This window comes from Nonomuraea sp. NPDC049378 (assembly GCF_055586745.1).
On the sequence record NZ_JBVJHP010000002.1, the window covers coordinates 20,051 to 42,096 of the forward strand.

Consider the following 22,046-nt stretch of genomic DNA (forward strand, 5'->3'; position numbering starts at 1 on the left):
TCCGTACCAGCCAACGGACCCCGCCCAGGGGTTGGGGGGCGCGCGAGCCACAGCTCCACGCGTTTGCGTCACTGTAAGCCTGAGTTCAGCAACCGGTCTATACCGGCCCGTATCAGTTCGGCAACACTCAGACCTGAGAAAGCTCACATCCGGTCTAGACCGGGTGTCAGAGGATTCTTCTCCGTACGTTCTCCCCACCCTCCGGCGCGCCGATCCACGGCCCCTCGATGGACGGGTCGAGCACGCCCTCCTCCAGGAAGTCGTAGCGGCCGTCGAGCACGTATCCGGCCAGCCGCACGTCCTGGTGGTCGCTGTTGTCCCAGAGCCGCTCGAACAGCGCGGCGACGCGGTGCCGCGCCTGGTGGCAGAAGGTGTCGGCGAGCTCGTAGGGGCGCTGCCCCAGGTCCTTGGAGTCCTCTTCCGCCTTGACGCAGGCGGCCGTCATGGCGTACAGCTCGGCCCCGATGTCCACGATCCGGCCGAGGAAGGCCTGCTTGTGCTCCAGCCCGCCCTGCCAGCGGGACATGCCGTAGAAGGTGGACCGGGCCAGCTTCCTGCTGGTCCGCTCCACGAAGCGCAGGTGCGCGGAGAGCGGGCCGAAGCCGGCGTACGCGGTGGGCAGGTTGCCGGTGCCCGCCACCAGCGTCGGCAGCCACGTGGCGTAGAAGCGGCCGGCCCGGCGCACGGCCTGTGCACGCTCCTGGCGGGAGGCGTCAGGGTTGATCAGCTCGCCGGCGGCCGACAGGTGGGCGTCCACCGCCTCCCGCGTGATCATCAGGTGCATGATCTCCGACGAGCCCTCGAAGATGCGGTTGATCCGGGAGTCGCGCAACATCTGCTCGGCGGGCACCCCGCGCTCGCCGCGGGCGGCCAGCGACTCGGCGGTCTCGTAGCCGCGCCCGCCCCTCATCTGGACCAGCTCGTCCAGCGCCTGGTACGACAGCTCGGAGGCGAACAGCTTGGCCAGCGCCGCCTCGATCCTGATGTCGTTGCGCTGGTCGTCGGCCATGCGGCTGGTGAGCTCGCAGACGGCTTCGAGCGCGTACGCGGTTGCCGCGATGAAGGCGATCTTCGTGGCCACCGCCTCGTGCCTGCCGACCTCGCGCCCCCACTGCACACGCTCGTTGCCCCACTCGCGGGCGATCTTGACGGCCCACTTGGTGTTGCCCGCGCACGTCGCGGGCAACGACAGCCGGCCGGTGTTCAGCGTGGTGAGGGCGATCTTGAGGCCCTGCCCCTCCTTGCCGATCAGATTCTTCGCCGGCACCCTGACCTGGGAGAACTCGGTGACACCGTTCTCGATGCCGCGCAGGCCCATGAAGCCGTTGCGCCGCCGGACCGTGATGCCCGGCGAGTCGGCCTCGACCACGAACGCGCTGATCTTCTTGCCGGTCCTCGCCATGACCACGAGGAGGTCGGCGACGACGCCGTTCGTCGTCCACAGCTTGACGCCGTCGAGCACGTAGTCGTCGCCGTCACGCACGGCCGTGGTCGACAGGCGGGCCGGGTCGGAGCCGACGTCGGGCTCGGTCAGCAGGAACGCCGAGATCTCCCCCCTCGCGCACCTCGGCAGGAACTCGCGCTTCTGCTCCTCGGTGCCGAACAGCTTGAGCGGCTGCGGCACCCCGATCGACTGGTGCGCCGACAGCAGCGTGGCCAGCGCGGGGCAGTACGAGCCGACGAGCATGAGCGTGCGGCAGTAGTACAGGTACGGCAGCCCGAGCCCGCCGTACTCCTTGCCGATCGTCATCCCGAACGCGCCGAGTTGTGCCAGCCCTTTGACCACCTCGTCGGGCACCTGCGCGGTCCGCTCGATGAGCGCGGGGTCGACCTCCGCGTCCAGGAAGCGGCGCATGGCCCGGACGAACTCCTCGCCCCGCCGGGTCGCGTCGCCGGGCAGCGAGGGAACCGGATGCACCAGGTCCAGCCGAAAGTCTCCGAGGAAGAGCTGCTTGGCGAAGCTGGGCCGCGTCCACTCCGTCTCGCGCGCCTGCTCGCCGACCTCTCTGGACTCCGCGTACTTGGCGTGCTCGGTCATGGAACCTCCCGGCGTTGGGCCGTCCTGTGGTAGGAGTACTGCCCGGCCTGCCGGCGTCTATCGCGCCTTCTCGTACGACGAACGCGCCCATGGGCGGCGGAACACCGCCAGGGAGATCAGCAGCACGATCGCCAGAATCGCCGCCCCGCCGTCGGTGACCGCCGTCGGCAGGATGCCCGCCGGGCCGTACAGGTCCAGGCTGGCCTGATAGACCTCCGGCGGGATCATCCCGAACGGCCCCGCGGCCTGCCCCAGGTTCACCGCGAGCACGACCCAGAACACCCAGGTCCAGCCGCGCGGCGCCAGCAGGCCCAGCGCGTTGCCGGCGATGAACGCGACCCCCACGCCGCGCAGGAACGCCAGCAGGCCGGGAGCCGCGGCGGCCGCCTCGGCGGGGCTCAGCCCGGCCAGGCGCATGCTGTGCTCGATCATCTCCAGATTGATGATCAGGAAGTTCTGCAGCGCGGTGCCCGCGGTGAAGACGGCCGACGCCGCGGCGGTGAGGATCTGCAGGCGGCGCGTCCAGGGTGTGGGAACGTCTCTCGTCATGCCGTCAACGCTGGCGACGCGCGGCGGGGAAATCGTCCTGCCGGCGAAGGCGTCGCGCGTACTGCCGGGGAAGGCTTCGCGCCGGCGGCGGCGCTCGCGTACTGCGAGGGAAGTACGCCGGGCCGCCGGCGGCGCGCGGCTCGGCTAGCGTGACGGGATGACCAGGTGGACGACGGACGCGGCCGTCGCCGCTGCCCTGGCCGCCGGGCTCGTCGCGGGCAGCCTGGCCGTGGCCAGGACCGGCGAGCAGCGCGCGCTCGACGTGCTGGGCTGCGCGCTGCTGCTGGCCGCCGCGCTGCCCCTGGCCTGGCGGCGGGCGCGTCCGGTCACCGTGGCCGTGGCCTCGGCGGCGGCCTGCGTGGCCTACTACGCGCTGCTCTATCCGGGCATCTTCGCCGCCGCGCCCGTGCTGCTGGCCGTCTACACCGTGGTCGCGCTCGGCCGCCTGCCGGAGGGCGTGGTCGTGGCGGTGGCCTTCGACGCGGCTCTCTACCTCGCCGTCGCGGTGCCGCACGGCGCCTACGCGGTGTTCGACGGCGTGTGGTGGACCGCCGGGTTCCTGGCCGCGGTCGTCGTCATCGGGCAGATGGTGGCGACCCATCGGGCCTACCTGCGCGAGGTCGAGCTCCGCGCGGCCGAGGCGGAGCGGACCCGGGAGGAGGCGGCGCTGCGCAGGGCCGGCGAGGAACGGTTGTGGATCGCGCAGGAGCTGCACGACACGCTCACGCACACCATCTCCGTCATCAACGTCCAGGCAGGGGCCGCCGCGCACCTGCTCGCCCAGGGTGACCCGGCGCCGGCGGGCGACGCGCTGGCGGCGATCAGGGCGTCGAGCCAGGACGCCATGCGGGAGCTGCGCGCCACGCTGGGGGTGCTGCGCCGGGTCGACGACGGAGGCGATCCGGGGCTGGCCAGGCTGCCGGCGCTGGTCGAACGGGCGCGGCGGGCCGGGCTGCCGGTCACGTACGAGGTGCTGGGCGAGCCCAGGCCGCCGGCCGAGGGGGCCGACCTGGCCGCGTACCGCATCGTGCAGGAGGCCCTCACCAACGTGCTCAAGCACGCGGGCACGCCCGCCACCCGCGTGATCGCCGAATATGGCGGGGGCACGGTCACGCTCCGGGTGACGGACGACGGGGAGCCGGTGGACGGGAGGCCGGGGCACGGGATGGGGCTGATCGGCATGCGGGAACGCGCGGTGGCGGCGGGAGGCTCCCTGTCGGCGGGCCCCAGGCCGGGCGGCGGGTTCCGGGTCGAGACCGAGCTGCCGCTGGCGGGTCCGGCATGATCCGCGTGCTGCTCGCCGATGACCAGCCGCTGATCAGGGGCGGGTTCAAGGCGATGCTCGACGCCGAGCCCGACATCTCGGTGGTCGCCGAGGCCGGCGACGGGGCGCGGGCGGTCGAGCTGGCCCGTGCGGAGCTGCCCGACGTGGCGCTGATCGACATCAGGATGCCGCTGCTCGACGGCATCGCGGCGACCCGGCGGATCGCCGCCGACCCCGCGCTCGCGGCCGTTCACGTGGTGATGCTCACCAACTACGCGCTCGACGAGTACGTCTTCGCGGCGCTGCGCGCGGGAGCCGGCGGCTTCCTGGTCAAGGACATCGAGCCCGCCGAGCTCATCCAGGCCGTCAGGGTGGCCGCCAGGGGCGACGCGCTGCTCGCCCCGGCCGTGACGCGCGGGCTGATCGAGCAGTTCGTCGCCACGCCGCCGCGACCGGTCGCGCCGCCCGCGCTGGACGCGCTCACCGCCCGGGAGCGCGAGATCATGACGCTGGTCGCCGCCGGCCTGTCCAACGAGGAGATCGCCGAACACCTGACGATCAGCCACCTCACCGCCAAGACCCACGTCAGCAGGGCCATGACGAAACTCGGCGCCCGCGACCGCGCCCAGCTCGTCGTGTACGCCTACGAGTCGGGCCTGGTCACCCCGGGGCGGCGGGCGGAGGGCGGGCGCTGAGGTTGCGGCGGTGGAACCATCAGGGTCATGGACGAACTCGACTCGGCGATCGTACGGCTGCTGCAGACTGACGCGCGGCAGTCCAACAGGGAGCTGGCGCGCCGGCTCGGCGTCGCGCCCTCGACGTGCCTGGAGAGGGTCAGGGCGCTCACCCGCCGCGGCGTCATCCGCGGCTACCACGCCGACATCGACCCGGCGGCGCTCAACCGCGGCGTCCAGGCCATGGTGTCGGTGCAGGTGCGGCCGTTGAGCAGGGCGGTGATCGAGGAGTTCAAGACGTCGGCGGCCGGCATGCCGGAGGTGCTCAGCGTGTTCGTGCTGGCGGGGGGCGATGACTTCCTGCTGCACGTGGCCGTGCAGGACCTGGACCACCTGCACGCGTTCCTGCTGGACAGGCTGAGCAAGCGCAAGGAGATCGTCGGGTTTCGCACGTCGGTGGTGTACCAGCAGGTGCAGAAGACCATTCCGACGCCGCTGCCTCCACCGTAAACCCGACCTAATTCTGGAAAATGCCCGTTTTATATGGATATGTGTTTCCTTATCCCCCTCTCGGGCACGGGGGGACCGTCCGGCCACGTACCGGTCACCCCGAGAGGACAGAGGAGCGCATGCCATGAGTGATAAGGCCAGAGTGGCGTTGGCTCTCGCCGCGGGCTACTACCTCGGCCGGCGTCACAAGCTGCGCACGGCCGCCATGCTCGCCGCGGCGAGCGTCGCCGGCAAATACCGCAAGGGCGACGGCGGGCTGCTGGCGCAGGGAGGCAAGATCCTTGGGTCCTCGCCGGAGATCGACGAGCTGACCAACCGCCTGCGCGGCCAGTTCATGGACGTCGGCAAGGCGGCCGTCATGGCCGCCGCCACCCGGCAGATCAACTCCCTCACCGAGAAGCTCCAGGAGCGGACCGAATCCTTCCAGAGCGGCGACCAGGCCGAGGAAGAGCCCCGGGACGAGCACGCCGAAGACGAGGAAGACGAGTACGAGGACGACGAAGAGGCCGCCGAACCCGCGGACGAGGCTTCCGAACCCGAGCAGGAGACCTCCGTGCCGGAGGAGGAGCCCGAGCCGCCCCGCGCCCGCAGGGCCCGTCCCCAGCAGGGCGCGCTGGCCAAGGGCACGCGGGCCCGTAAGCCGGGCACAGGTCGCAAGCGTCCCGCGCCCGTGACGAGATCGGCGGGGTGAGCGCGATGACCGAGGCGACGAAGGCCCAGCCGCTCCGCAAAGCCGCAGGCCAGGCAGGCAAGGCGGGCAAGGCCGTACGCGAGGGCTCTGGCAGGGCGGCGGAGACGGCCGGCAAGACGGCGAAGCAGGCAGGCGAGCAGGTGCCCGGTGGAGGCAACCCGATCAAGTCCGGGCTGCGCAAGCTCGGCCAGGCCGCGACGCACTACGCGCTGTCGTCCGTGACGAACAAGGTCGAGGGCGTGACCGGACGGCTGTCCGACTTCGCGGAGGGCGGCGGCGGCAATCTGCTCGGCGCGGTCACCGGCTCCGACAAGTCCGTCGGCGGTTCGGCCGTGGCCGGCGCGGCCAAGGGCGCCTTCAAAGGCCTGGTCGGCAAGCTGGGCGGCAAGGGCGGGGGCGGCCAGAAGCTCAAGGTCACCAACATCGTCGAGACCATCGACGTCGGCGCCCCGATCCGGATCGTCTACAACCAGTGGACGCAGTTCCAGGACTTCCCGAGCTTCATGAAGAAGGTCGAGGCGGTCAACCAGGAGGCCGACGAGAAGCTCACCTGGAAGGCGCAGATCTTCTGGTCGCACCGCGAGTGGAAGTCCACGATCCGCGAACAGGTGCCGGACGAGCGCGTCATCTGGCGTTCGGAGGGCGCGAAGGGGTACGTCGACGGCGCGGTGAGCTTCCACGAGCTCACCCCCGACCTCACCAGGATCATGGTCACCCTCGAATACCACCCCAGGGGCTTCTTCGAGGGCACCGGCAACCTCTGGCGGGCCCAGGGCCGCCGCGTACGGCTGGAGCTCAAGCACTTCGCCCGGCATGTCATGAGCCAGGTCATGCTGCACCCGGACGAGATCGCCGAGGGCGGCTGGCGCGGCGAGATCCGCGACAGCGAGGTGGTCAAGGACCACGACACGGCCGTCCAGGAGGAGCAGGAGTCCGCCGGCGAGCAGGAGGAAGAGGAGGAGCCGGAGGAGGGCGAGCCCGAGGACGAGTACGAGGAGGAGGAAGAGGAGCCCGAGAAGCCTGAGAAGGGCGGCGAAGCCGAGGACGAGTACGAGGAGGAAGAAGAAGAGGAAGAGGAACCCGAGGAAGAGCCCGAAGAGGAGCCCGAGGAAGAGGCGCGCCCCCGCGCCCGGCGGGCTCCGGTACGCCGCAGGACGGCGAGCCGCAGCGGCGGCTGAGCCGTCCCCCATCCGCGGATCATGAGGAGGGCACTATGACTGTGCAGCCGGCCTCAGGTGGTGTGGCGCAACGCCCCACCGCGACAGGCCTGGCCGACGTGATCGACAGCATCCTGGACAAAGGGCTGGTCATCGACGCCTACGTCAGGGTCTCGCTTGTCGGCATCGAGTTGTTGACCATCGACGCGCGAATCGTCGTCGCCAGCGTCGACACCTACCTGCGCTACGCCGAGGCGGTGAACCGGCTGGACCTGTCGGAGTCCGGCGGCCAGGGACTGCCCGAGCTCATGCAGAACATGAAGCAGGGCATGGTCGCCGACAAGGGCAAGGACGCGGTCCAGGGAGTGCTCGAATCCGCCGCCGACAAGCTGGGCGGCCTGGTCGGCGATTCGGCGGACGATCAGGAACGGCAGCCCTCCCGGCGGCGGAAGGGTGGTGACTGACATGTCGACCTCCGAGGCGACCGAACGGCACAAGAAAGACGGGGCGGAGCCTGAGACCCGCGTCGGCACGTACGTCTACGGCATCGTCCCGGCTGACGTCGAGGTGTCCGACGACGCCGGCGGTGGCGTCGGCGACCCGTCGGCGAAGGTGACGGTGGTCCGGCATGGCGACATCGCCGCGCTGGTCAGCGAGCTGCGGCTGGACCGGCCGCTGGGCACGCCCGACGATCTCATGGCCCACGAGGGACTGCTGGACGCCACCGCCGCCGAGGTGCCGGTGCTGCCCGTACGCTTCGGCGCGGTCGTGACGAACCCGGAGGCGGTCGTGGAGGAGCTGCTCGCGCCGCACCACGACGAGTTCCACGCGGCGCTCGACGAGCTGGAGGGCCGGGCCCAGTACGTCGTCAAGGGCCGCTACGTCGAGCGGGCCGTGCTCACCGAGATCATGGAGGAGCACCCTCAGCTGGCCGAGCTGCGTACGCAGATCAAGGACCAGCCCGAGGAGGCGACCAGGGACGCGCGCATCCAGATCGGCGAGATCGTCGACCAGGCCATCAACGCGAAGCGGGAGGCCGACACGCAGGAGGTGCTCGACGCGGTCACCCCGGTCGCCACGCTCACCTCGCTGCGCGACCCCAGCCACGAGCTGGACGCCGTGCACCTCGCGGTCCTCGTCGAGACGTCGCGCGAGGGCGAGCTGGAACAGGCGCTGGGCCAGATCGAGGAGCGCTGGTCGGGCAGGGTCGAGCTGCGCCTGCTCGGGCCGCTGGCCGCGTACGACTTCATCGTGGCGCAGGGCTCCGGTGGCGGCTGATGGGGCTGATCAGCTCGTTGTTCACCTGGCCGCTCGCGCCCGTACGTGGCGTGATCAGGCTGGGTGAGCTGATCCAGGAGCAGGTCGACCGGGAGCTGCACGATCCGGCGGTGGTGCGGCGGGAGCTGGAAGCGATCGAGGAGGCCAGGAACGAGGGCCGCATGTCGGAGGACGAGGCCGCCCAGGCCATGGAGGAGATCCTCGCCAGGCTGACCGGCCCGCCCGGGGAAGGAAGGAGGTGATCGTGTGCCCGCCCAGCGAAGGGTCCGCGCACGACGCCCTGCCGAGCAGGACGCCGAGCCCGAGGAGGCCGTGGAGGAGCAGCAGGCCGACGAGGAGCCGGACGGGGAGGCCGCGCACGACGAGGAGCCGCGGTCCCGCTCCCGTGCGAGGAGCCTGTCGGCGTCCAGCGCAGGCGCGGCTGGGCTGCGCCACATCGTCGAGCTGACCGGCCGGGAGTCCGAGGGGATCACGCTGGTCAAGCCGGAGGGAGACGGCTGGGTGGTGGGCGTCGAAGTCGTGGAGGACCGCCGCATCCCGTCCTCGGGCGACGTGCTGGCGCTCTACCAGGCCGAGCTGGACGCGGACGGCGAGCTCCAGTCGTACCGGAGGTTGCGCCGCTACCGGCGGGCCAGCGGCGACCAGGGGGAGGGCGGATGATGATGGAGCCGGCCCGCCCGGCGGGCCGCGCCTACCCGTCCTCGACGGGCAGCGGGCGGGAGCCGGCCAACCTGGGCGACATCCTGGAGCGGGTGCTCGACAGAGGCGTGATCATCGCGGGCGACATCCGGGTCAACCTGCTCGACATCGAACTGCTGACGATCAAGCTGCGGCTGGTCGTCGCCTCGGTCGACACCGCCAAGGAGATGGGCATCGACTGGTGGGAGCACGACCCGTGGCTGACCGGGAAGGACCGCGGCCTGGAGGAGGAGAACCGCCGGCTGCGCCGGAGGCTCGCCGCCCTGGAGGATGGCCGCTCCGCCCCGCCCGCCATCGAGGGCCACGTCGAGGAGGAGGAAGACGTCGAGCCGCGGCGGCGTGGCGCCGGAAGGAGAAGAGATGACGGGTGACGCAGGCACGTACCTGTACGTGGTCGCGCGCGACTCCGGCGCCCCCTCCCCCGAAGGCCTGGCGGGGGTGGCGGGGACGCCGGTGCGGGCGATCAACCGTTCCGGGCTGGTCGCGTACGTGAGCACCGTGCCGCTGGCCGACTTCGGGGAGGAGCCGCTGCAGCGGTCCATGGAGGACCTGGACTGGCTCGACGCGACCGCCAGGGCGCACCACCACGTGGTCGAGGCGGTGGCGGTGACGGTGCCCGCCGTACCCGTGCGGCTGGTCACCGTCTACAGCGGCGACGAGCAGGTCGCCGGCCTGCTGGAGGACCGGCACGACGACTTCTGCCACGCGCTCGACCGCATCACCGGCCGCCAGGAGTGGGGGGTGAAGGTGTACGCCGACCCCTCGGAGCAGGCCGAGCCCGCCGCCGCGCAGGAGGGTGGTGGCGCCGCGTCCGGGCCGGGAGCGGCGTACCTGCGCAAGCGCCAGGCGGGGCTGCGCAACAGGGAGGAGGCGTGGCGGCGGGCGAGTGCCCGGGCCGAGCGGGTCCACGACCGGCTGGCCTCCGTCGCGGTCGCCGGCCGCCGCCACCGGGCCCAGGACCCGCAGCTCTCCGGGCGCAAGGAATGGATGATCCTCAACGGCGCCTACCTCGTCGACGAGGAGCGGCACGCGGAGTTCGTACGGACGGTGGACGAGTTGCGCGGCGAGGGCGGGGAGCTGGAGCTGACCGGCCCGTGGGCGCCGTACTCGTTCGCCGCGCTGGACGAAGGGGGTGAACCATGACGTATCCGGAGCCTCGTGGCGCCATGCTCGCCGAGGAGGGCCGGCTGCCCGCCCAGCGGGTGGCGCTGGTCGACCTGCTCGACCGGCTGCTCGCCGGCGGCGTCGTGGTGAGCGGCGACCTCGTCCTGTCGATCGCCGACATCGACCTCGTACGCATCTCCATCCACGCACTGATCACCTCGATCCGCGATGACGAGTGACCCCGCCGAGCCCGCCCGCCAGGCCAGGAAGCCGCGGCTGCGGATCGACACCGACGCGGAGGCGGTGGAGCGCGACCTGTCCCGGCTCGTGCTCACGCTGGTCGAGCTGCTGCGCCAGCTCGTCGAGCGGCAGTCCGTACGGAGGATGGAGCAGGGCGACCTGTCCGACGAGCAGATCGAACAGCTCGGCATGACCCTGATGCGGCTGGAGGAGGCCATGGAGGAACTCTGCGAGCGGTTCGACCTGGAGCCGTCGGACCTCAATCTCGACCTGGGCCCTCTCGGCAGCCTCCTCCCGAAGGACTAGCCGGACACCCTCAGACGCCTTCCACCCAGTATTTCTGCAACCTGGCGACGGCGTCCTCCTTCGTCATGGCTGCGACGTCGGCCTCGTCCAGACCCACCTTGGAGATGAGCAGGTGAACGACCTCGACAGGCAAGGCGTTCGAGGGCGGCTCGAGTTGTCCGCGATCGGGGCACGACACCACGTTTGACGCAGGCCCAGAACGTCGGCTCATCCACCTGCACCTGGTCACGGAGGATGTGACGCCAGATGCTCTGGCCGTAGGAGCTTCGATCGACCGGATGGGAAACCCGCGTGCGCAAGATCCGGCCATCGGCAAGATCTAGTTCATAGGTGACGTGACGGGTCACCGTTCTTCCGCGAGCGTTCCGTACGAGACGCCAGCCCTCGATCTGACAGAACCGATCATGGTGCTCCCGAGTGGGTTGAGGCCAGGTCACCGGCCCTTCCCCACCAGCCATTCACGCAACTGGCCATCATCGCTGAGGCTGATCAACTGCACAAGCCCCCAGTTCTCGCGATGGTTCGGCGCATCCAGCAGGTGGTCCTGCCAGTCATCCGCGTATTCGCGCAACGCATCGATCATCTCCGTTACGGCCTCATCGAAGGTTCGGCCATCCGCCGCGACCGGCAGCCCTGGGATGAAGATCGACCAGCCACCGGCTCATGCCACAAGTACGTCAAGTACGTCACGTACTCACCGCGCTGTTCGGCGGGCGGATTAATCGGTTGCGCGGCTCCTCACTGACCCGTAGCGTCTTCGGCATGCGCCTTTACCTGTGATTCGCCGGGCCTCAGCGCCCGTGCTCAGCCAGCAAGACCGCCAGTCCGTCCAGACGCGGCAGCTGAGCTTGCCGACCGGCCTCCGAGCCGCGTCGAGAGTTACGTAAAGGAGCTTCCTCATGCGAGTTCGCGCAGGCAACAAGAAGAAGAACCGGCCGCAGCTGCCCACGCCGCGGCAGATGCCGAAGATGCCGCAGCGCCCGATCGCGCCGCCGAGGCGCGTGCCGTCCAAGGGCCGCTGACCGAAGGACAACTACCAGGGATGGTAGTGAAGAGCGAGCGCCGCCTCCCCCGTACGCCTGGAGGCGGCGCTCGCGCCCTTTTCGCTCAGAGGCGTTCGATGATGGTGACGTTGGCCTGGCCGCCGCCCTCGCACATCGTCTGCAGCCCGTAGCGCCCGCCCGTGCGCTCCAGCTCGTGCAGGAGCTTGGTCATGAGGATCGCCCCCGTGCCGCCCAGCGGGTGGCCGAGCGCGATGGCGCCGCCGTTGGGGTTGACCCTGGCCGGGTCGGCGTCGAGTTCGTGCATCCACGCCAGCGGCACCGGCGCGAACGCCTCGTTGATCTCGACGACGTCGATGTCGCCGATGGACATGCCGGCCTTCTTCAGCGCCCGCTGCGTGGCGGGGATCGGCGCGGTCAGCATGTAGACCGGGTCGTCGCCCATGAGCGCGAGCTGGTGGATGCGGGCGCGCGGGGTCAGGCCGTGCTCCCTGACCGCCTGCTCGGAGGCGATCAGCACCGCGCCCGAGCCGTCGGAGATCTGCGAGGAGGTGGCGGCGGTGATCTGCCCGCCCTCCTTCAGCGTCTTCAGCCCGGCCATCTTCTCCAGGGTGGTGTCGGGCCGCGGGCCCTCGTCGTCCTCCACGCCGTTCACGGGGGCGATCTGGTCCTTGAAGTGGCCGTTCGCGACGGCCTTGGCGGCACGCTGGTGCGACTCGAACGCGTACTGCTCCAGGACCTCGCGCGTGTAGCCCCACTTCTCGCACATCAGCTCCGCGCCGCGGAACTGCGAGATCTCCTGCTTGCCGTAGCGCTCGACCCACATCTCGCCGAACGGGAACGGCATGCCCTTCTCGAGCGCGGCCGTGATCGAGGCGCCCATGGGCACGATGCTCATCGACTCGACACCGGCCGCCACGACCAGGTCCTGGGTGCCCGACAGGACACCCTGGGCGGCGAAGTGGATCGACTGCTGCGAGGAGCCGCACTGCCGGTCGATGGTGACGCCGGCGGTGGTCTCCGGCAGGCCCGCCGACAGCCAGGCGTTGCGCGCGATGTCCATGCTCTGGGGGCCGAACTGCATGACGCACCCCATGATGACGTCCTCGACCGCCGCGGGATCGACGCCGGTGCGCTCGATCAGCGCCTTCAGGGTGTGCGCGGCCAGGTCAGTGGGATGGACGGTGGACAGGCCGCCCTTCTTCTTGCCGACCGGGGTGCGGACCGCCCCGACGATGTACGCCTCTGCCACAGTGCCTCCTGGAAACCGAGCAATATTCGGTTACTAGGTGCACACTACAACAGAACGACGTTCTGGGGTCATTCCGCCGGCGGTACGAGGTCCTCCGCCGCGTCGATCCTGAACCGCCACCGGTCGACGGCCAGGCCGTTCAGCGCCTCGGACAGCTCAAGGGCGAGCGCGCCCAGCTTCTCCGGCTCCCCGCCGCGCAACTCGATCGCCGTCAGCTCGGTCGCGAACGGCAACAGCTCCGCCGCAGCGGGCGGGCCGCCCTTCTGCGGCACGAGCACGGCCTTGATGTCGCCCGCCGTGAACGCGAACTCCTCGTCCTCCGGCTCCAGGAACGGGGCCAGCTCCTCGGGCGTCGGGCGTACCGGGAGGATGACGGCGGGACCGCCCTGCGCCGCGTCGGCCGGATCGCTCACCTCGCCCCGGCACACCGCCAGCCCCTTCAACCGGAAGGCCAGCCCCTCGGCGAGGTAGCGGTCGAAGAAATCGATCGGCAGCGGGCCCTCGGCCGCCACCCGCACCGCCCACGCCTTCTCCAGCACGCCGCCCGTCAGCTCGGCCGCCGCCTCGACCGGCGCGCACACCCGCACATCGGTCGCCACGATGTCGTCGCCGTCCTTCCGCGCGCCGGGATCGGCCAGCTGCACGATGCGCAGCAGCTTCGCCGGATCCAGCTTCGCGGGCAGCACCGCCGTGGGGCCTGTACGCAGTCGTCGCTTCGCCATCCAGCCCATGCCCAGCCTCCGCGCTCAGCTTCGATAGGAGCTCGTCATCGTCGCGTAGACGATGACGTTGTCGGTGTAGTGCCCGGTGCGACGATCATAGGTGCCGCCGCACGTGATCAGGTGCAGTTGGGCGTTCTCCTGGCTGCCGTAGACCCGCTGGGTCGGGAACGTCTTCTTGCTGGCCTGCTCCACGCCGCCGACCGTGAACACCGCCGTGGTCTTGTCCTGGCGCCTGACCTCGATGGTGTCGCCGTGCTTGAGCTCCGGCAGCCGGTTGAACACCGCAGGGCTCGTCTTGGTGTCCTTGTGCCCCAGCAGGACCGCCGGTCCCGCCTCACCCGGCGTCGACATGTTCCGGTACCACCCGACCAGGTTGGCGTTGTTCGACGGCGGAACCTGGATGGTGCCGTTCCTGGCCAGGCCCACCGACCTGATCGGCGCGTTGACCCCCAGCCGCTTGATCACCAGCCGCATCGGGGTGGACGGCAACATGGGCGGGGCCGCCTCGATCTGCGGCAGCGGCGGCGGCACGTCGGGCCCGCCCTGGAACATCGCCTGCTCGGGCTGCCCCGACGGCTTGGGCTGCGCCTCCAGGGCCAGGGTGTCGCGGTTGCTGGCCAGGCCGTACTCGTCGGGGGACCTGAACACGATCAGCAACCCGGCCACCACGGTCACCACACCGGCGATGGCCGCCACGATCAGCACGGTCCTGAGCGCCGCGCCCCCTTTGTCCTCAGGCGGCGGTACGGGAGCGCCGCCACCGTACGGGTAGTAGCCGGACATCCCGTCAACCTCTGATGGAACGACGACGCATGAGCAGGCCACCGACGGCGGCCGCTCCTATCATCGCGGTGCCGGTCAGGATGAACAACCGACCGTCAGGCCCCATAGTCCCACCCGCGCCCGTATCGGCCCCGGCCTTGGGAGTCTGGGACTTCCTGGTGGGCTCGGACTCCGACGACGGCGTGACAGTCACCGTGTGGGTGCTGGTCCTCGTGGGCCTGGGGCTGGAAGGGGTCGGGGTCGGCGACTTCGTGGGGGTGGTCGTGGGGCTGTTGGTCGGGGTGCCGGTGGCGGTGCCGACGACCAGGTTCACGGAAGGACCCCCGGAGGCGCCCGGCTGGCATTTGTATTCAGCCCCATTGATCATGACCGAGAAACCACCGCCCTTGAGAGCCACCGTTCCAGTGGCGGTGGGCGTGACAACCATGGTCATCGTCGGGATGGGCACGGGAGAGTTGGCGCTGATCGTCGTCGCCGGCGCGACGGAACCGCTGGCGATCACTGGAGTGGCCGGGATCGGCGAACCGCTGGGGCTGACGGTGCCCGACGCCATAACGCTGGTCGGAGTGGCCTCGGCCGTTGCCGACAGGTAGCCCGAGGTCGGCTGGCGAATGTCCCAGGTCACCGTAACCGGCGCGCTGGGCCTGGCCGTCGTGGGCGTCTTCAACTCCATGGTGAAAGTGACGGCCGAGCTGCCGCAGGTATAAGCCACGGGAGCCGGTGCCGCCACCGCAGCCATCACAGGTATCGCTCCGAAGATCCCTGCGCCTAGAACGGCCATAGCGGATGTCTTGAGGGCGAGGCGGCGCCGCGCCTTGGACGTCAGCACTTCCAGCTCCATTTCAGCGCAGTATCAACAGTCGTGCCAGAATTCCAGCCGTTGGTCACGGTTAGGTTGAGATCTTATGATCTGTCCCTGTCAACTTTCCCGTAAACCCGGAAATCGGCCGGTCAGCCCTTCTTCTTGGACAACGTGGCGTACACGATGATGTTGTCCGTGTAGTGGTGGGTCGTCTTGTTGTAGACCCCGCCACACGTGATGAGCCGGATCTGGGAGTTGGTGGTGTTCCCGTACACCCGCTTGGTCGGGAACGAGTTCTTGCTGGCCTGCTCGATCCCGCTGACCGTGAAGCGGGTGACCTTGCCGTCCGAGCGGTACACGTAGATCTGGTCGCCCTTGGACAGTTCGCGGAGGCGGTCGAAGACGGCGGGGCCCCGGCGGGTGCTCACGTGGCCGTTGATGATCGAGGGGCCGAGCTCGCCGGGCAGGGGCGAGTGGCGGTACCAACCGGTCAGGCCCGCCTTGCTCAGCGGCGGGGTGCCGAGTTTGCCCTGCTTGTCCAGGGTGACGGACCGGATCGAGGCGTTGACCTTGATCTTGGGGATCTTGATGCGGGTCGGCCGTACCTTGGTGGTGGTCTTCTTCTTGGCCTTCGGGATGGCGGGCACCACCGGTGCGGCAGCCAGCGGGGGCGGCGCGTCCAGGCGGGCCGGCGTCAGGGGCACGTCCTTACCCCCGGGCCCGACGGTGGCCGGCAGCACGAACGCGCCCGCGTTCCCCACCGGCGTCTTCGTCGGGACCTCCGTCGGCGTCTCCTGCGCGGCCACCGGCGCCGCGAGCGGCCCCGACCCGTCGTCCACGGGAGGCGCCAGCGAGAGCAGCGTCACCATGACGATGCCCACCCCGCCGAGGGAACCGGCGATCAGCAGGCCGGGCAGCGCGCGCTGCATCGGCGTCGTCCCCTCGGTCATCGGCGCGCACCTCCCGCGTGCGCGGCCCTGCGCCTGCGCAGCAGCACACCGCCACCGACGCTTCCCACCATCAGCACGGCTCCGCTGGTCATGAGCCCGAGGGGCGGCCCTTCGCCGGTCGCCGGCGCCTCGCCGCTGTCCACACCACCCTTGGGCGTCTTGGGCACCTGCGCCCGGTAGTACCGGGTCGCGGTCGGGCTGGTACTGCTCTTCGGCGTGGACGAGCTCGAACTGGAACCCGTGGGCACCACGGCCACGTGATCGCCGCCGATGGAGTCGCCCTCCGGAGGCGTACTGTCCTCGTCGGTCGGCTCGTCACTGGGGTCGTCATCCGGGTCGTCCGGGTCGTCCGTCGGGTCCTCGTCAGGATCCTCCGTGGGAGGGTCCGTCGGGTCCTGCGTCGGGCCGGGCACGGTGACGTCGATGGCACCTGGGTCACCCTGAAGCTTGCATGTGGCCTGGTCGTGGTCCGGCGGCTCGGTGATGTCGCTGACCGTCACCCTGAACGCGTCAACGTAGGCGACCTTCGCCTCGGTGTTGACGATCTCCAGGGTGTGCGGTCCATAGGCGAGCTGCGGCGACTCCCAAAGGACCTCCTTCGACGCGGTGCCCGTCATCGGCGTCCCGCTGCGGTCCTTGCCCGGCTCGACCAGCGGGTCGGTGACGACGTTGCCGTCGAGAATCACCCTGATCTTGCCTAGGTCGCGCTCGCGCCTGGCGATGTAGGCGACCTTCGTGCCGGTGAAGTCGAGCTTGGCTTTGGCCTCTTGCGTTCTGGTCCTGTGCAGGTCGTAGAGGTGGTCGTCGAACTCCTCCGCGGTGGTCCTCCGCCTCCAGCCACCCTCGTACGTGATGTCCGGCGCGTTGTTGTTGACCATCACCTCGCCCTCGGCGGGCGTGAACCTGACGGTCAGGGCGCCGGGCTTGAAGCGGACCGTTCCGGAACGCCCGATGGATCCCTGGTCGGACAGCCCTTCGGGCAGTTCGAGGAACTCGCCCGGCACCAGCTCGCCCTGCTCCTGGCCGCCCCTCGGCCGTAACTGGCCGACCCAGGCGCCGCTGATGTCCACGACGCCTTCGAGGTCGAGGGAGGAGCCCGCGGGGAAGAACCCTGGCGAGCCGAACCTCGGATTGCCCTTGTACGAGATGCCCCAGCGCACGTTCATCAGCCCGCCGGTCTCGATCTGCGGCGTGATCGTGGCCTCGATGTCGACTCCGGCGCCGGCGATCCCGCCCTCGCACCGGTAGGTGGCCACCAGCGAGGTCTCTGCCTGGCCGGGGATGGAGGAGGTCACGACGAACGCGGTGGAAGCGGCCGCGCCGACCGATGCGGCGATCAACGCCTTGCGCCATCGACTCACGGGAGACTCCGATCAGCCACAAATACGCCGACGGTAGATCTTAGAGTCGAAAACACCCGCTCTACATACCGAACCCCCCATCTCCGACCACTTGTAATGAACCCGTGTCCACGGCTCCCGCCGTACTGACAAAAGGGGTATACCTCCCAGTAACAGAACCCTATTCCGGAGGCGACAGATGCAGCGAGACCTCTTCGACGAGGAGCACCTCCTCTTCCGCGAGACCGTGCGCGCGTTCATGTCCCGCGAGGTCGTGCCGCACCACGCTCGATGGGAGAAGGACGGCGTGGTCCCCCGCGAGGTCTGGAAGAAGGCCGGCGAGCTCGGCATGTTCGGCTTCTCGGTGCCGGAGGAGCACGGCGGCTCAGGGATCCGGGACTTCCGCTACAACGCGGTGATCGTCGAGGAGCTCATGCGGAACAACGCCACCGGGCTCGGCTTCTCGCTGCACAACGACGTCGTGGCGCCGTACCTGGTGGATCTGACCGACGACGAGCAGCGGCGGCGGTGGCTGCCCGGCTTCGTGAGCGGCGAGCTGATCACCGCCATCGCGATGAGCGAGCCGGGCGCGGGCAGCGACCTGCAGGGCATCAGGACCACGGCCATCCGCGAGGGCGACCACTACGTCGTCAACGGCCAGAAGACGTTCATCACCAACGGCATCAACGCCGACCTGGTGGTCGTGGTGGCCAAGACCGACCCCGAGGCCGGAGCCCGGGGCACCACCCTGGTCGTCGTGGAGCGGGGGATGGAGGGGTTCGAGCGCGGACGCAACCTGGACAAGATCGGTATGAAGGCCCAGGACACGGCCGAGCTCTTCTTCGACAACGTACGCGTGCCCGTCGCCAACCGACTCGGGCCGAACGACGGCGAGGGCTTCGTCCAGCTCATGGACAACCTGCCGCAGGAGCGCCTGTCGATCGCCGTGGCGGCGGTGGCCTCGGCGGAGGGCGTGCTGGAGCAGACCATCGAATACTGCAGGACCCGGCAGGCGTTCGGGCGGAACATCGGGTCGTTCCAGAACACCAGGTTCGTCCTCGCGGAGCTGGCCACCGAGACGGAGATCGCCCGCCACTACGTCGACCGGTGCATCCGCGCGCTCAACGCCGGGCAGCTCACCGCGGTCGACGCGGCCAAGGCCAAGTGGTGGACCACCGAGGTGCAGACCAAGGTCATCGACCGGTGCCTCCAGCTTCACGGCGGGTACGGATACATGACGGAATATCCCGTCGCCAAGGCCTGGATGGACAGCCGGGTCCAGACCATCTACGGCGGCACCACCGAGATCATGAAGGAGATCATCGGCAGGTCCTTCGGATTCTGACCTGTCACCGCGCGGGAAGCCCGCCAACGCCGCATACTGGACGGCATGGACGGCGGCCTGATCCTCCTGGTTTTCCTCGCACTGCTGGCCGCGTGGGGCCTCAACCGCGTGCGCCGGGCGTTCCGCATGGGGCCGGTCGGCTACGCCGGTGTCATGATCGTCTTCATCATCGCCATGCTGCTCGTCTGGGGCCAGACCAAGGTGTAGTTCGCTACGCCTCCAGGATGACGCGGGCCACGAGGTCGGGGTCGTCGCTCATCGGCACGTGGCCGCACCCCTTCAGCAGCTTGACCCGCTGCCCCGACCAGCGGGCCGCCCGCACCGCCTGGCGCCGCAGCAGGAGCCGGTCGTGCTCGCCCCACGCGATCGAGATGGGCGACTTCGGCGGCGCGGGCGGCATCAGCCCGGAGAACGACGCGAGCGTCTCGTCGAAGCCGCCGGCCCTGCCCAGCGCCTGCGTGGCCGCGATCAGCGCCGTCGGCGACAGCCGGGACGGGTGGGCGACCAGCACCCCGGCCGACACGGCCCGCAACACCGGGTTCTCCGCCGCCCTGACGACCTGCCCCTGCGGCATCGCCCTGGCCGAGGCCCGCAGGGCACGCAGCACCGACTGGCAGTAGACCAGCTCGGAACGCGACCAGAAACCCGCCGGCGACAACGCGGTGGCCGTGCGTACGACGCCGCGCGAGGCCAGCTCGAGCGCGATGTAGCCGCCGAGCGAGTTGCCCGCCACGTGCGGCTCGCGCACGCCGAGCAGCGAACAGAACGACTCGACCGCGTCGGCCAGCGACTCGGCGGTGTAGGGGATGCCCTCGGGCAGTCCCGGCGAGGCGCCGAAGCCGGGCAGGTCGAGCGCGATCACCGTGCGGGCGGCGGCCAGCCTGTCGATCACCGGCGTCCACGCCTGCCAGTGGTGACCGATGCCGTGGACGAGGATCAGCGGCGCGCCGGCGCCCCGGCGTTCGAAGGCCAGCTCCATTCACCCAGTGAATCACTCACCTGCTGCGCGTGGGAATCTCGAACCAGACGGCTTTGCCTTCCCTGGTAGGTCGCGACCCCCAGCGTCTGGCCAGCTGATCGACCAGGTAAAGGCCGCGCCCGCCCTCGTCGTTCTCGCCCGCGCTGCGGATGCGGGGCAGGCGGAGGTCCTGGTCGAACACCTCGACCCAGACCGACTCCTCGCCCCTGCGCAGCCGCAGCGTGAACTCCTTGTCGCCGACCACCTCGTCATCGAGGCCCGGCACGTCCCACGACTCCTCGAACGGCAGCGGCGGGCCCTCCACGACCAGCTCCCTGCGCGGCACGCTGGAGGTGGCGGCGTGCAGCACGACGTTGGTCACGACCTCGGAGACGAGCAGGCAGGCCAGCTCAGCGCGTTCTTCGGGGACGTTCCAGCCCGCGAACGCCTCCGACGCCATGCGCCGCGCATCGCCCACCATGATGGGCTGGGCGGGGAACGTGCGCTCCTCGACGTCGAGATCGACGTCGCTGGAGCGGACCACGAGGATCGCCATGTCGTCGTCGATCTCGCCCGGCACCGCGACCGTGGCGACGTCGGCGATGCGCTCGGCCTCGGCTCCGGACACCTTGGTCAGCGCCTCGCAGAGCACCCCGAGCGTTTCCTCCTCGCTCGGCGGATGCCCGTCGCGGCCGGGGCGGCGGTCGACGAGGCCGTCGGTGTAGAGGAGCAGCGCCGCGCCCGGCGGGAGCGTGCGGGTCTCCTCCTTGTAGACCAGGTCGGCGTGCAGGCCCTTGGCACGCACCCCGAGCGGCTGGCCGACCTCCTCGATGTCGAGCTCCACGCACTGGCCGTCGACGAGCAGCAGCGGCGGCGCGTGGCCGGCGTTGGCGAAGGACAGCTGGCGCGACCAGGCGTCGTAGACGAGGTACTGGCAGGTCACGATGGGCGGGATGCTGATGTCGGCGCCGCTGTCGTCCTGCTCCGGCGTGGCGATGATGCGCGTCCACTCGTCGAGCCTGGCCAGGATGTCGGCGGGCGACTTGTCGTCCTGCGCGAACGCCCGCAGGGCGGCCCTGAGCTGCCCCATGACGGCCGCCGCCTTGGCTCCCCTGCCCTCGACGTCGCCGATCACGATGCCGACGCGGCCGGCCGACAGCGGGATCACGTCGTACCAGTCGCCGCCCACCTGGGTCTGGATGCCCTGCCCGTGGGAGGCCAGCGGGGCGGCAGGGTAGTAGCGCACCGCGATCTGCAGGCCGTCGAGCTGCGGCAGCGCCCTGGGCAGCAGGTGTTTCTGGAACGACTCCGCGGTGTGACGCTCCTCCTCGAACAGCAGCGCGTTGTCGATCGCGAGCGCGACCCTGGTGGCGATGGCGCCCACGAAGTCACGGTCGAAGGCGTCGTAGTGAGGGCTGCGCCGGTCGGTCAGGTTGGACAGGCCGAGGTACATCAGCCCCAGCGTCTCGCCGCGCACCGTCAGGGGGGCGACGATGGCCGAGGTCATGCCGATCTCGCCGCACAACCGCGCGCTGCTCTCGGTGGGGGCGGGGAAACTGCTGTTGGAGAAGTCCTCGACCAGGATGGTCTCCTGGCGGCGCAGCGCGGTGTCGGCGTAGTGGCCGGAGGGGTAGCGGATCTCCGCGCCCACCGGCTTCCATGTGCCCAACGGAGGCGCCCACCCCTGCACGTGCTGCGAGACCCGGCGGACGAGCCGGTCGCCCTCCGTCAACTCGATGAAGCAGTGGTCGGCGAACTGCGGGACCAGCATCTCGGCCACGCGCTTGAGCGTCTCTTCGACGTAGAGGGAGCCGGCCAGCCGCTCGCCGATGCGCTCCAGCAGCCCGAACCGGTCCTTCTCGCGCTCGTTGCTGCGCAGCGCCTCGCGGGCGAGGATGACGATGCCCGACACCGAGCCCGACTCGTGGCGCAGCGGCACGGCCTGGGCGCGGACGTAGACGATGGCGCCGTCGCCGCGCCTGACGTCGAACGTGCCCTCCCACACACCGCCCTTAAGCACGTGCTTGGCCAGCTCGATGGCGAGCGGGTGGTCCTTCTCCATGATCCCGAGCGACAGGACCGAGGTGTCGCGCGCCGACGTCGCGACCGTGTGGCCGAAGAGCTTCTCGGCGAACGGGTTCCAGTAGAGCAGGTTGCTGAAACGGTCGGTGACGACCACCGCCATCTCGGCGTGGTCGAGCACGGACCCGGCGCCAAGGTGATCAGCCGCTTCCTGTGACAGATCCCCCCATCGCTTCATCCGGCGACCACCTCTCGGGGTGGCGTGTCTGCAAAGCGGACCACGGGCGCTCCTGCAACAGTCTTGGCCAGGGGAGAGTGGAGGGCCTCCCAGATGGGATTCAACCAAGCAGCCGCGCGCGCG

At 70.2% G+C, this 22,046-nt stretch carries 28 protein-coding genes; 17 read left to right on the forward strand and 11 right to left on the reverse strand.

All coding sequences use genetic code 11. The annotated features are described in order from the left end of the window. Nucleotides 1-166 precede the first annotated feature (166 nt). Together ACZ6SA_RS04805 and ACZ6SA_RS04810 are read right to left on the reverse strand one after the other, a co-directional pair. Nucleotides 167-2,038, reverse strand: coding sequence for an acyl-CoA dehydrogenase family protein (locus tag ACZ6SA_RS04805; protein ID WP_465826663.1), 1,872 nt, complete (start codon nucleotides 2,036-2,038; stop codon nucleotides 167-169). Between the two features lie 57 nt (nucleotides 2,039-2,095). Beyond that, nucleotides 2,096-2,587, reverse strand: a complete 492-nt coding sequence (locus ACZ6SA_RS04810) for a hypothetical protein (protein WP_347650523.1) — start codon at nucleotides 2,585-2,587, stop codon at nucleotides 2,096-2,098. A gap of 157 nt (nucleotides 2,588-2,744) precedes the next feature. On the opposite strand from ACZ6SA_RS04810, the gene ACZ6SA_RS04815 reads away from it, so the two are divergent. The 13 genes from ACZ6SA_RS04815 (at nucleotide 2,745) to ACZ6SA_RS04875 (ending at nucleotide 10,510) form a co-directional block, all read left to right on the forward strand. After that, nucleotides 2,745-3,872, forward strand: a complete 1,128-nt coding sequence (locus tag ACZ6SA_RS04815; RefSeq protein WP_465826665.1) for a sensor histidine kinase — start codon at nucleotides 2,745-2,747, stop codon at nucleotides 3,870-3,872. Then, nucleotides 3,869-4,546 (forward strand): response regulator, encoded by a 678-nt coding sequence (locus tag ACZ6SA_RS04820; RefSeq protein WP_465826666.1) that lies wholly within the window; start codon nucleotides 3,869-3,871, stop codon nucleotides 4,544-4,546. The genes ACZ6SA_RS04815 and ACZ6SA_RS04820 overlap by 4 nt, the downstream gene beginning before the upstream one ends. 27 nt (nucleotides 4,547-4,573) lie before the next feature. Next, nucleotides 4,574-5,035 carry an Lrp/AsnC family transcriptional regulator gene (locus ACZ6SA_RS04825; RefSeq protein WP_347650526.1) on the forward strand — a complete coding sequence of 154 codons (462 nt, stop codon included), beginning with the start codon at nucleotides 4,574-4,576 and terminating at the stop codon, nucleotides 5,033-5,035. 124 nt (nucleotides 5,036-5,159) lie between these two features. Then, nucleotides 5,160-5,726, forward strand: coding sequence for a hypothetical protein (locus ACZ6SA_RS04830; protein ID WP_465826669.1), 567 nt, complete (start codon nucleotides 5,160-5,162; stop codon nucleotides 5,724-5,726). Between the two features lie 5 nt (nucleotides 5,727-5,731). Further along, complete coding sequence (locus ACZ6SA_RS04835; RefSeq protein ID WP_465826670.1) at nucleotides 5,732-6,904, forward strand: SRPBCC family protein; 1,173 nt, start codon at nucleotides 5,732-5,734, stop codon at nucleotides 6,902-6,904. Nucleotides 6,905-6,939: 35 nt separating this feature from the next. Beyond that, entirely contained in the window at nucleotides 6,940-7,347 is a 408-nt protein-coding gene (gene gvpJ, locus ACZ6SA_RS04840; protein ID WP_347650529.1) for a gas vesicle protein GvpJ, read from the forward strand. Between the two features lies 1 nt (nucleotide 7,348). Then, complete coding sequence (locus ACZ6SA_RS04845; protein ID WP_347650530.1) at nucleotides 7,349-8,161, forward strand: GvpL/GvpF family gas vesicle protein; 813 nt, start codon at nucleotides 7,349-7,351, stop codon at nucleotides 8,159-8,161. Beyond that, a complete protein-coding gene (locus tag ACZ6SA_RS04850; protein ID WP_347616821.1) occupies nucleotides 8,161-8,403 on the forward strand; it encodes a gas vesicle protein GvpG in 243 nt (80 codons plus the stop codon). The genes ACZ6SA_RS04845 and ACZ6SA_RS04850 overlap by 1 nt, the downstream gene beginning before the upstream one ends. A 4-nt stretch (nucleotides 8,404-8,407) precedes the next feature. Continuing rightward, nucleotides 8,408-8,821 (forward strand): gas vesicle protein GvpO, encoded by a 414-nt coding sequence (gvpO, locus tag ACZ6SA_RS04855; protein WP_443154700.1) that lies wholly within the window; start codon nucleotides 8,408-8,410, stop codon nucleotides 8,819-8,821. After that, nucleotides 8,818-9,231, forward strand: coding sequence for a gas vesicle protein GvpJ (gene gvpJ / locus ACZ6SA_RS04860; RefSeq protein ID WP_443154699.1), 414 nt, complete (start codon nucleotides 8,818-8,820; stop codon nucleotides 9,229-9,231). Before gvpO ends, gvpJ (ACZ6SA_RS04860) begins: the two co-directional genes overlap by 4 nt. Further along, the gene (locus ACZ6SA_RS04865; protein WP_465826673.1) at nucleotides 9,221-10,003 is read left to right on the forward strand and encodes a GvpL/GvpF family gas vesicle protein; all 783 of its coding nucleotides are present in this window, start codon (nucleotides 9,221-9,223) and stop codon (nucleotides 10,001-10,003) included. Before gvpJ (ACZ6SA_RS04860) ends, ACZ6SA_RS04865 begins: the two co-directional genes overlap by 11 nt. Next, nucleotides 10,000-10,203, forward strand: coding sequence for a gas vesicle protein (locus tag ACZ6SA_RS04870; protein ID WP_347650533.1), 204 nt, complete (start codon nucleotides 10,000-10,002; stop codon nucleotides 10,201-10,203). The genes ACZ6SA_RS04865 and ACZ6SA_RS04870 overlap by 4 nt, the downstream gene beginning before the upstream one ends. Continuing rightward, complete coding sequence (locus ACZ6SA_RS04875; RefSeq protein WP_347650534.1) at nucleotides 10,193-10,510, forward strand: gas vesicle protein K; 318 nt, start codon at nucleotides 10,193-10,195, stop codon at nucleotides 10,508-10,510. The genes ACZ6SA_RS04870 and ACZ6SA_RS04875 overlap by 11 nt, the downstream gene beginning before the upstream one ends. 10 nt (nucleotides 10,511-10,520) lie before the next feature. Here ACZ6SA_RS04875 and ACZ6SA_RS04880 read toward each other — a convergent pair whose 3' ends face one another. Beyond that, a complete protein-coding gene (locus ACZ6SA_RS04880) occupies nucleotides 10,521-10,643 on the reverse strand; it encodes a hypothetical protein (protein ID WP_465826674.1) in 123 nt (40 codons plus the stop codon). Between the two features lie 300 nt (nucleotides 10,644-10,943). Then, a complete protein-coding gene (locus ACZ6SA_RS04885) occupies nucleotides 10,944-11,093 on the reverse strand; it encodes a hypothetical protein (protein ID WP_465826676.1) in 150 nt (49 codons plus the stop codon). A 316-nt stretch (nucleotides 11,094-11,409) separates the two neighbouring features. Here ACZ6SA_RS04885 and ACZ6SA_RS04890 point away from each other — a divergent pair, with 316 nt between their 5' ends. After that, a complete protein-coding gene (locus tag ACZ6SA_RS04890) occupies nucleotides 11,410-11,532 on the forward strand; it encodes a hypothetical protein (RefSeq protein WP_347650535.1) in 123 nt (40 codons plus the stop codon). An 85-nt stretch (nucleotides 11,533-11,617) separates the two neighbouring features. On the opposite strand, the gene ACZ6SA_RS04895 is transcribed toward ACZ6SA_RS04890, so the two are convergent. The 3 genes from ACZ6SA_RS04895 to ACZ6SA_RS04905 form a co-directional block, all read right to left on the reverse strand. Further along, nucleotides 11,618-12,763 (reverse strand): acetyl-CoA C-acetyltransferase, encoded by a 1,146-nt coding sequence (locus tag ACZ6SA_RS04895; RefSeq protein WP_465826677.1) that lies wholly within the window; start codon nucleotides 12,761-12,763, stop codon nucleotides 11,618-11,620. A 68-nt stretch (nucleotides 12,764-12,831) separates the two neighbouring features. After that, the gene (locus tag ACZ6SA_RS04900; protein ID WP_465826678.1) at nucleotides 12,832-13,485 is read right to left on the reverse strand and encodes a hypothetical protein; all 654 of its coding nucleotides are present in this window, start codon (nucleotides 13,483-13,485) and stop codon (nucleotides 12,832-12,834) included. A 24-nt stretch (nucleotides 13,486-13,509) separates the two neighbouring features. After that, the gene (locus ACZ6SA_RS04905) at nucleotides 13,510-14,268 is read right to left on the reverse strand and encodes a class F sortase (RefSeq protein WP_465826680.1); all 759 of its coding nucleotides are present in this window, start codon (nucleotides 14,266-14,268) and stop codon (nucleotides 13,510-13,512) included. A 137-nt stretch (nucleotides 14,269-14,405) separates the two neighbouring features. Between ACZ6SA_RS04905 and ACZ6SA_RS04910 the strand changes: the two genes are divergently transcribed. Next, nucleotides 14,406-14,861, forward strand: a complete 456-nt coding sequence (locus ACZ6SA_RS04910) for a hypothetical protein (protein ID WP_465826681.1) — start codon at nucleotides 14,406-14,408, stop codon at nucleotides 14,859-14,861. Nucleotides 14,862-15,219: 358 nt separating this feature from the next. Here ACZ6SA_RS04910 and ACZ6SA_RS04915 read toward each other — a convergent pair whose 3' ends face one another. Further along, complete coding sequence (locus ACZ6SA_RS04915; protein WP_347650540.1) at nucleotides 15,220-16,020, reverse strand: class F sortase; 801 nt, start codon at nucleotides 16,018-16,020, stop codon at nucleotides 15,220-15,222. Next, nucleotides 16,017-17,381: a hypothetical protein gene (locus tag ACZ6SA_RS04920; RefSeq protein WP_465826684.1), complete on the reverse strand. Its 1,365-nt coding sequence runs from the start codon at nucleotides 17,379-17,381 to the stop codon at nucleotides 16,017-16,019. Before ACZ6SA_RS04920 ends, ACZ6SA_RS04915 begins: the two co-directional genes overlap by 4 nt. Nucleotides 17,382-17,559: 178 nt before the next feature. Here ACZ6SA_RS04920 and ACZ6SA_RS04925 point away from each other — a divergent pair, with 178 nt between their 5' ends. Together ACZ6SA_RS04925 and ACZ6SA_RS04930 are read left to right on the forward strand one after the other, a co-directional pair. Then, entirely contained in the window at nucleotides 17,560-18,705 is a 1,146-nt protein-coding gene (locus ACZ6SA_RS04925) for an acyl-CoA dehydrogenase family protein (RefSeq protein ID WP_347650542.1), read from the forward strand. Between the two features lie 45 nt (nucleotides 18,706-18,750). Further along, nucleotides 18,751-18,912, forward strand: coding sequence for a hypothetical protein (locus tag ACZ6SA_RS04930; protein ID WP_347650543.1), 162 nt, complete (start codon nucleotides 18,751-18,753; stop codon nucleotides 18,910-18,912). A gap of 4 nt (nucleotides 18,913-18,916) precedes the next feature. On the opposite strand, the gene ACZ6SA_RS04935 is transcribed toward ACZ6SA_RS04930, so the two are convergent. Further along, nucleotides 18,917-19,684 carry an alpha/beta fold hydrolase gene (locus ACZ6SA_RS04935; RefSeq protein WP_347650544.1) on the reverse strand — a complete coding sequence of 256 codons (768 nt, stop codon included), beginning with the start codon at nucleotides 19,682-19,684 and terminating at the stop codon, nucleotides 18,917-18,919. Nucleotides 19,685-19,700: 16 nt separating this feature from the next. Next, nucleotides 19,701-21,923, reverse strand: a complete 2,223-nt coding sequence (locus ACZ6SA_RS04940) for an ATP-binding SpoIIE family protein phosphatase (RefSeq protein WP_443154691.1) — start codon at nucleotides 21,921-21,923, stop codon at nucleotides 19,701-19,703. Between the last annotated feature and the right edge of the window lie 123 nt (nucleotides 21,924-22,046).

Coding starts and splice junctions, on each gene's coding strand:
- ACZ6SA_RS04890 (WP_347650535.1), top strand. CDS start 11,410: ATGCGAGTTCGCGCAGGCAACAAGAAGAAGAACCGGCCGCAGCTGCCC.
- ACZ6SA_RS04925 (WP_347650542.1), top strand. CDS start 17,560: ATGCAGCGAGACCTCTTCGACGAGGAGCACCTCCTCTTCCGCGAGACC.
- ACZ6SA_RS04865 (WP_465826673.1), top strand. CDS start 9,221: ATGACGGGTGACGCAGGCACGTACCTGTACGTGGTCGCGCGCGACTCC.
- ACZ6SA_RS04805 (WP_465826663.1), bottom strand. CDS start 2,038: ATGACCGAGCACGCCAAGTACGCGGAGTCCAGAGAGGTCGGCGAGCAG.
- ACZ6SA_RS04815 (WP_465826665.1), top strand. CDS start 2,745: ATGACCAGGTGGACGACGGACGCGGCCGTCGCCGCTGCCCTGGCCGCC.
- ACZ6SA_RS04835 (WP_465826670.1), top strand. CDS start 5,732: ATGACCGAGGCGACGAAGGCCCAGCCGCTCCGCAAAGCCGCAGGCCAG.
- ACZ6SA_RS04810 (WP_347650523.1), bottom strand. CDS start 2,587: ATGACGAGAGACGTTCCCACACCCTGGACGCGCCGCCTGCAGATCCTC.
- ACZ6SA_RS04905 (WP_465826680.1), bottom strand. CDS start 14,268: ATGTCCGGCTACTACCCGTACGGTGGCGGCGCTCCCGTACCGCCGCCT.
- ACZ6SA_RS04930 (WP_347650543.1), top strand. CDS start 18,751: ATGGACGGCGGCCTGATCCTCCTGGTTTTCCTCGCACTGCTGGCCGCG.
- ACZ6SA_RS04875 (WP_347650534.1), top strand. CDS start 10,193: ATGACGAGTGACCCCGCCGAGCCCGCCCGCCAGGCCAGGAAGCCGCGG.
- ACZ6SA_RS04870 (WP_347650533.1), top strand. CDS start 10,000: ATGACGTATCCGGAGCCTCGTGGCGCCATGCTCGCCGAGGAGGGCCGG.
- gvpJ (WP_443154699.1), top strand. CDS start 8,818: ATGATGATGGAGCCGGCCCGCCCGGCGGGCCGCGCCTACCCGTCCTCG.
- ACZ6SA_RS04900 (WP_465826678.1), bottom strand. CDS start 13,485: ATGGCGAAGCGACGACTGCGTACAGGCCCCACGGCGGTGCTGCCCGCG.
- ACZ6SA_RS04825 (WP_347650526.1), top strand. CDS start 4,574: ATGGACGAACTCGACTCGGCGATCGTACGGCTGCTGCAGACTGACGCG.
- ACZ6SA_RS04830 (WP_465826669.1), top strand. CDS start 5,160: ATGAGTGATAAGGCCAGAGTGGCGTTGGCTCTCGCCGCGGGCTACTAC.
- ACZ6SA_RS04820 (WP_465826666.1), top strand. CDS start 3,869: ATGATCCGCGTGCTGCTCGCCGATGACCAGCCGCTGATCAGGGGCGGG.
- gvpJ (WP_347650529.1), top strand. CDS start 6,940: ATGACTGTGCAGCCGGCCTCAGGTGGTGTGGCGCAACGCCCCACCGCG.
- ACZ6SA_RS04915 (WP_347650540.1), bottom strand. CDS start 16,020: ATGACCGAGGGGACGACGCCGATGCAGCGCGCGCTGCCCGGCCTGCTG.
- ACZ6SA_RS04940 (WP_443154691.1), bottom strand. CDS start 21,923: ATGAAGCGATGGGGGGATCTGTCACAGGAAGCGGCTGATCACCTTGGC.
- ACZ6SA_RS04935 (WP_347650544.1), bottom strand. CDS start 19,684: ATGGAGCTGGCCTTCGAACGCCGGGGCGCCGGCGCGCCGCTGATCCTC.
- ACZ6SA_RS04885 (WP_465826676.1), bottom strand. CDS start 11,093: ATGATCGATGCGTTGCGCGAATACGCGGATGACTGGCAGGACCACCTG.
- ACZ6SA_RS04850 (WP_347616821.1), top strand. CDS start 8,161: ATGGGGCTGATCAGCTCGTTGTTCACCTGGCCGCTCGCGCCCGTACGT.
- ACZ6SA_RS04845 (WP_347650530.1), top strand. CDS start 7,349: ATGTCGACCTCCGAGGCGACCGAACGGCACAAGAAAGACGGGGCGGAG.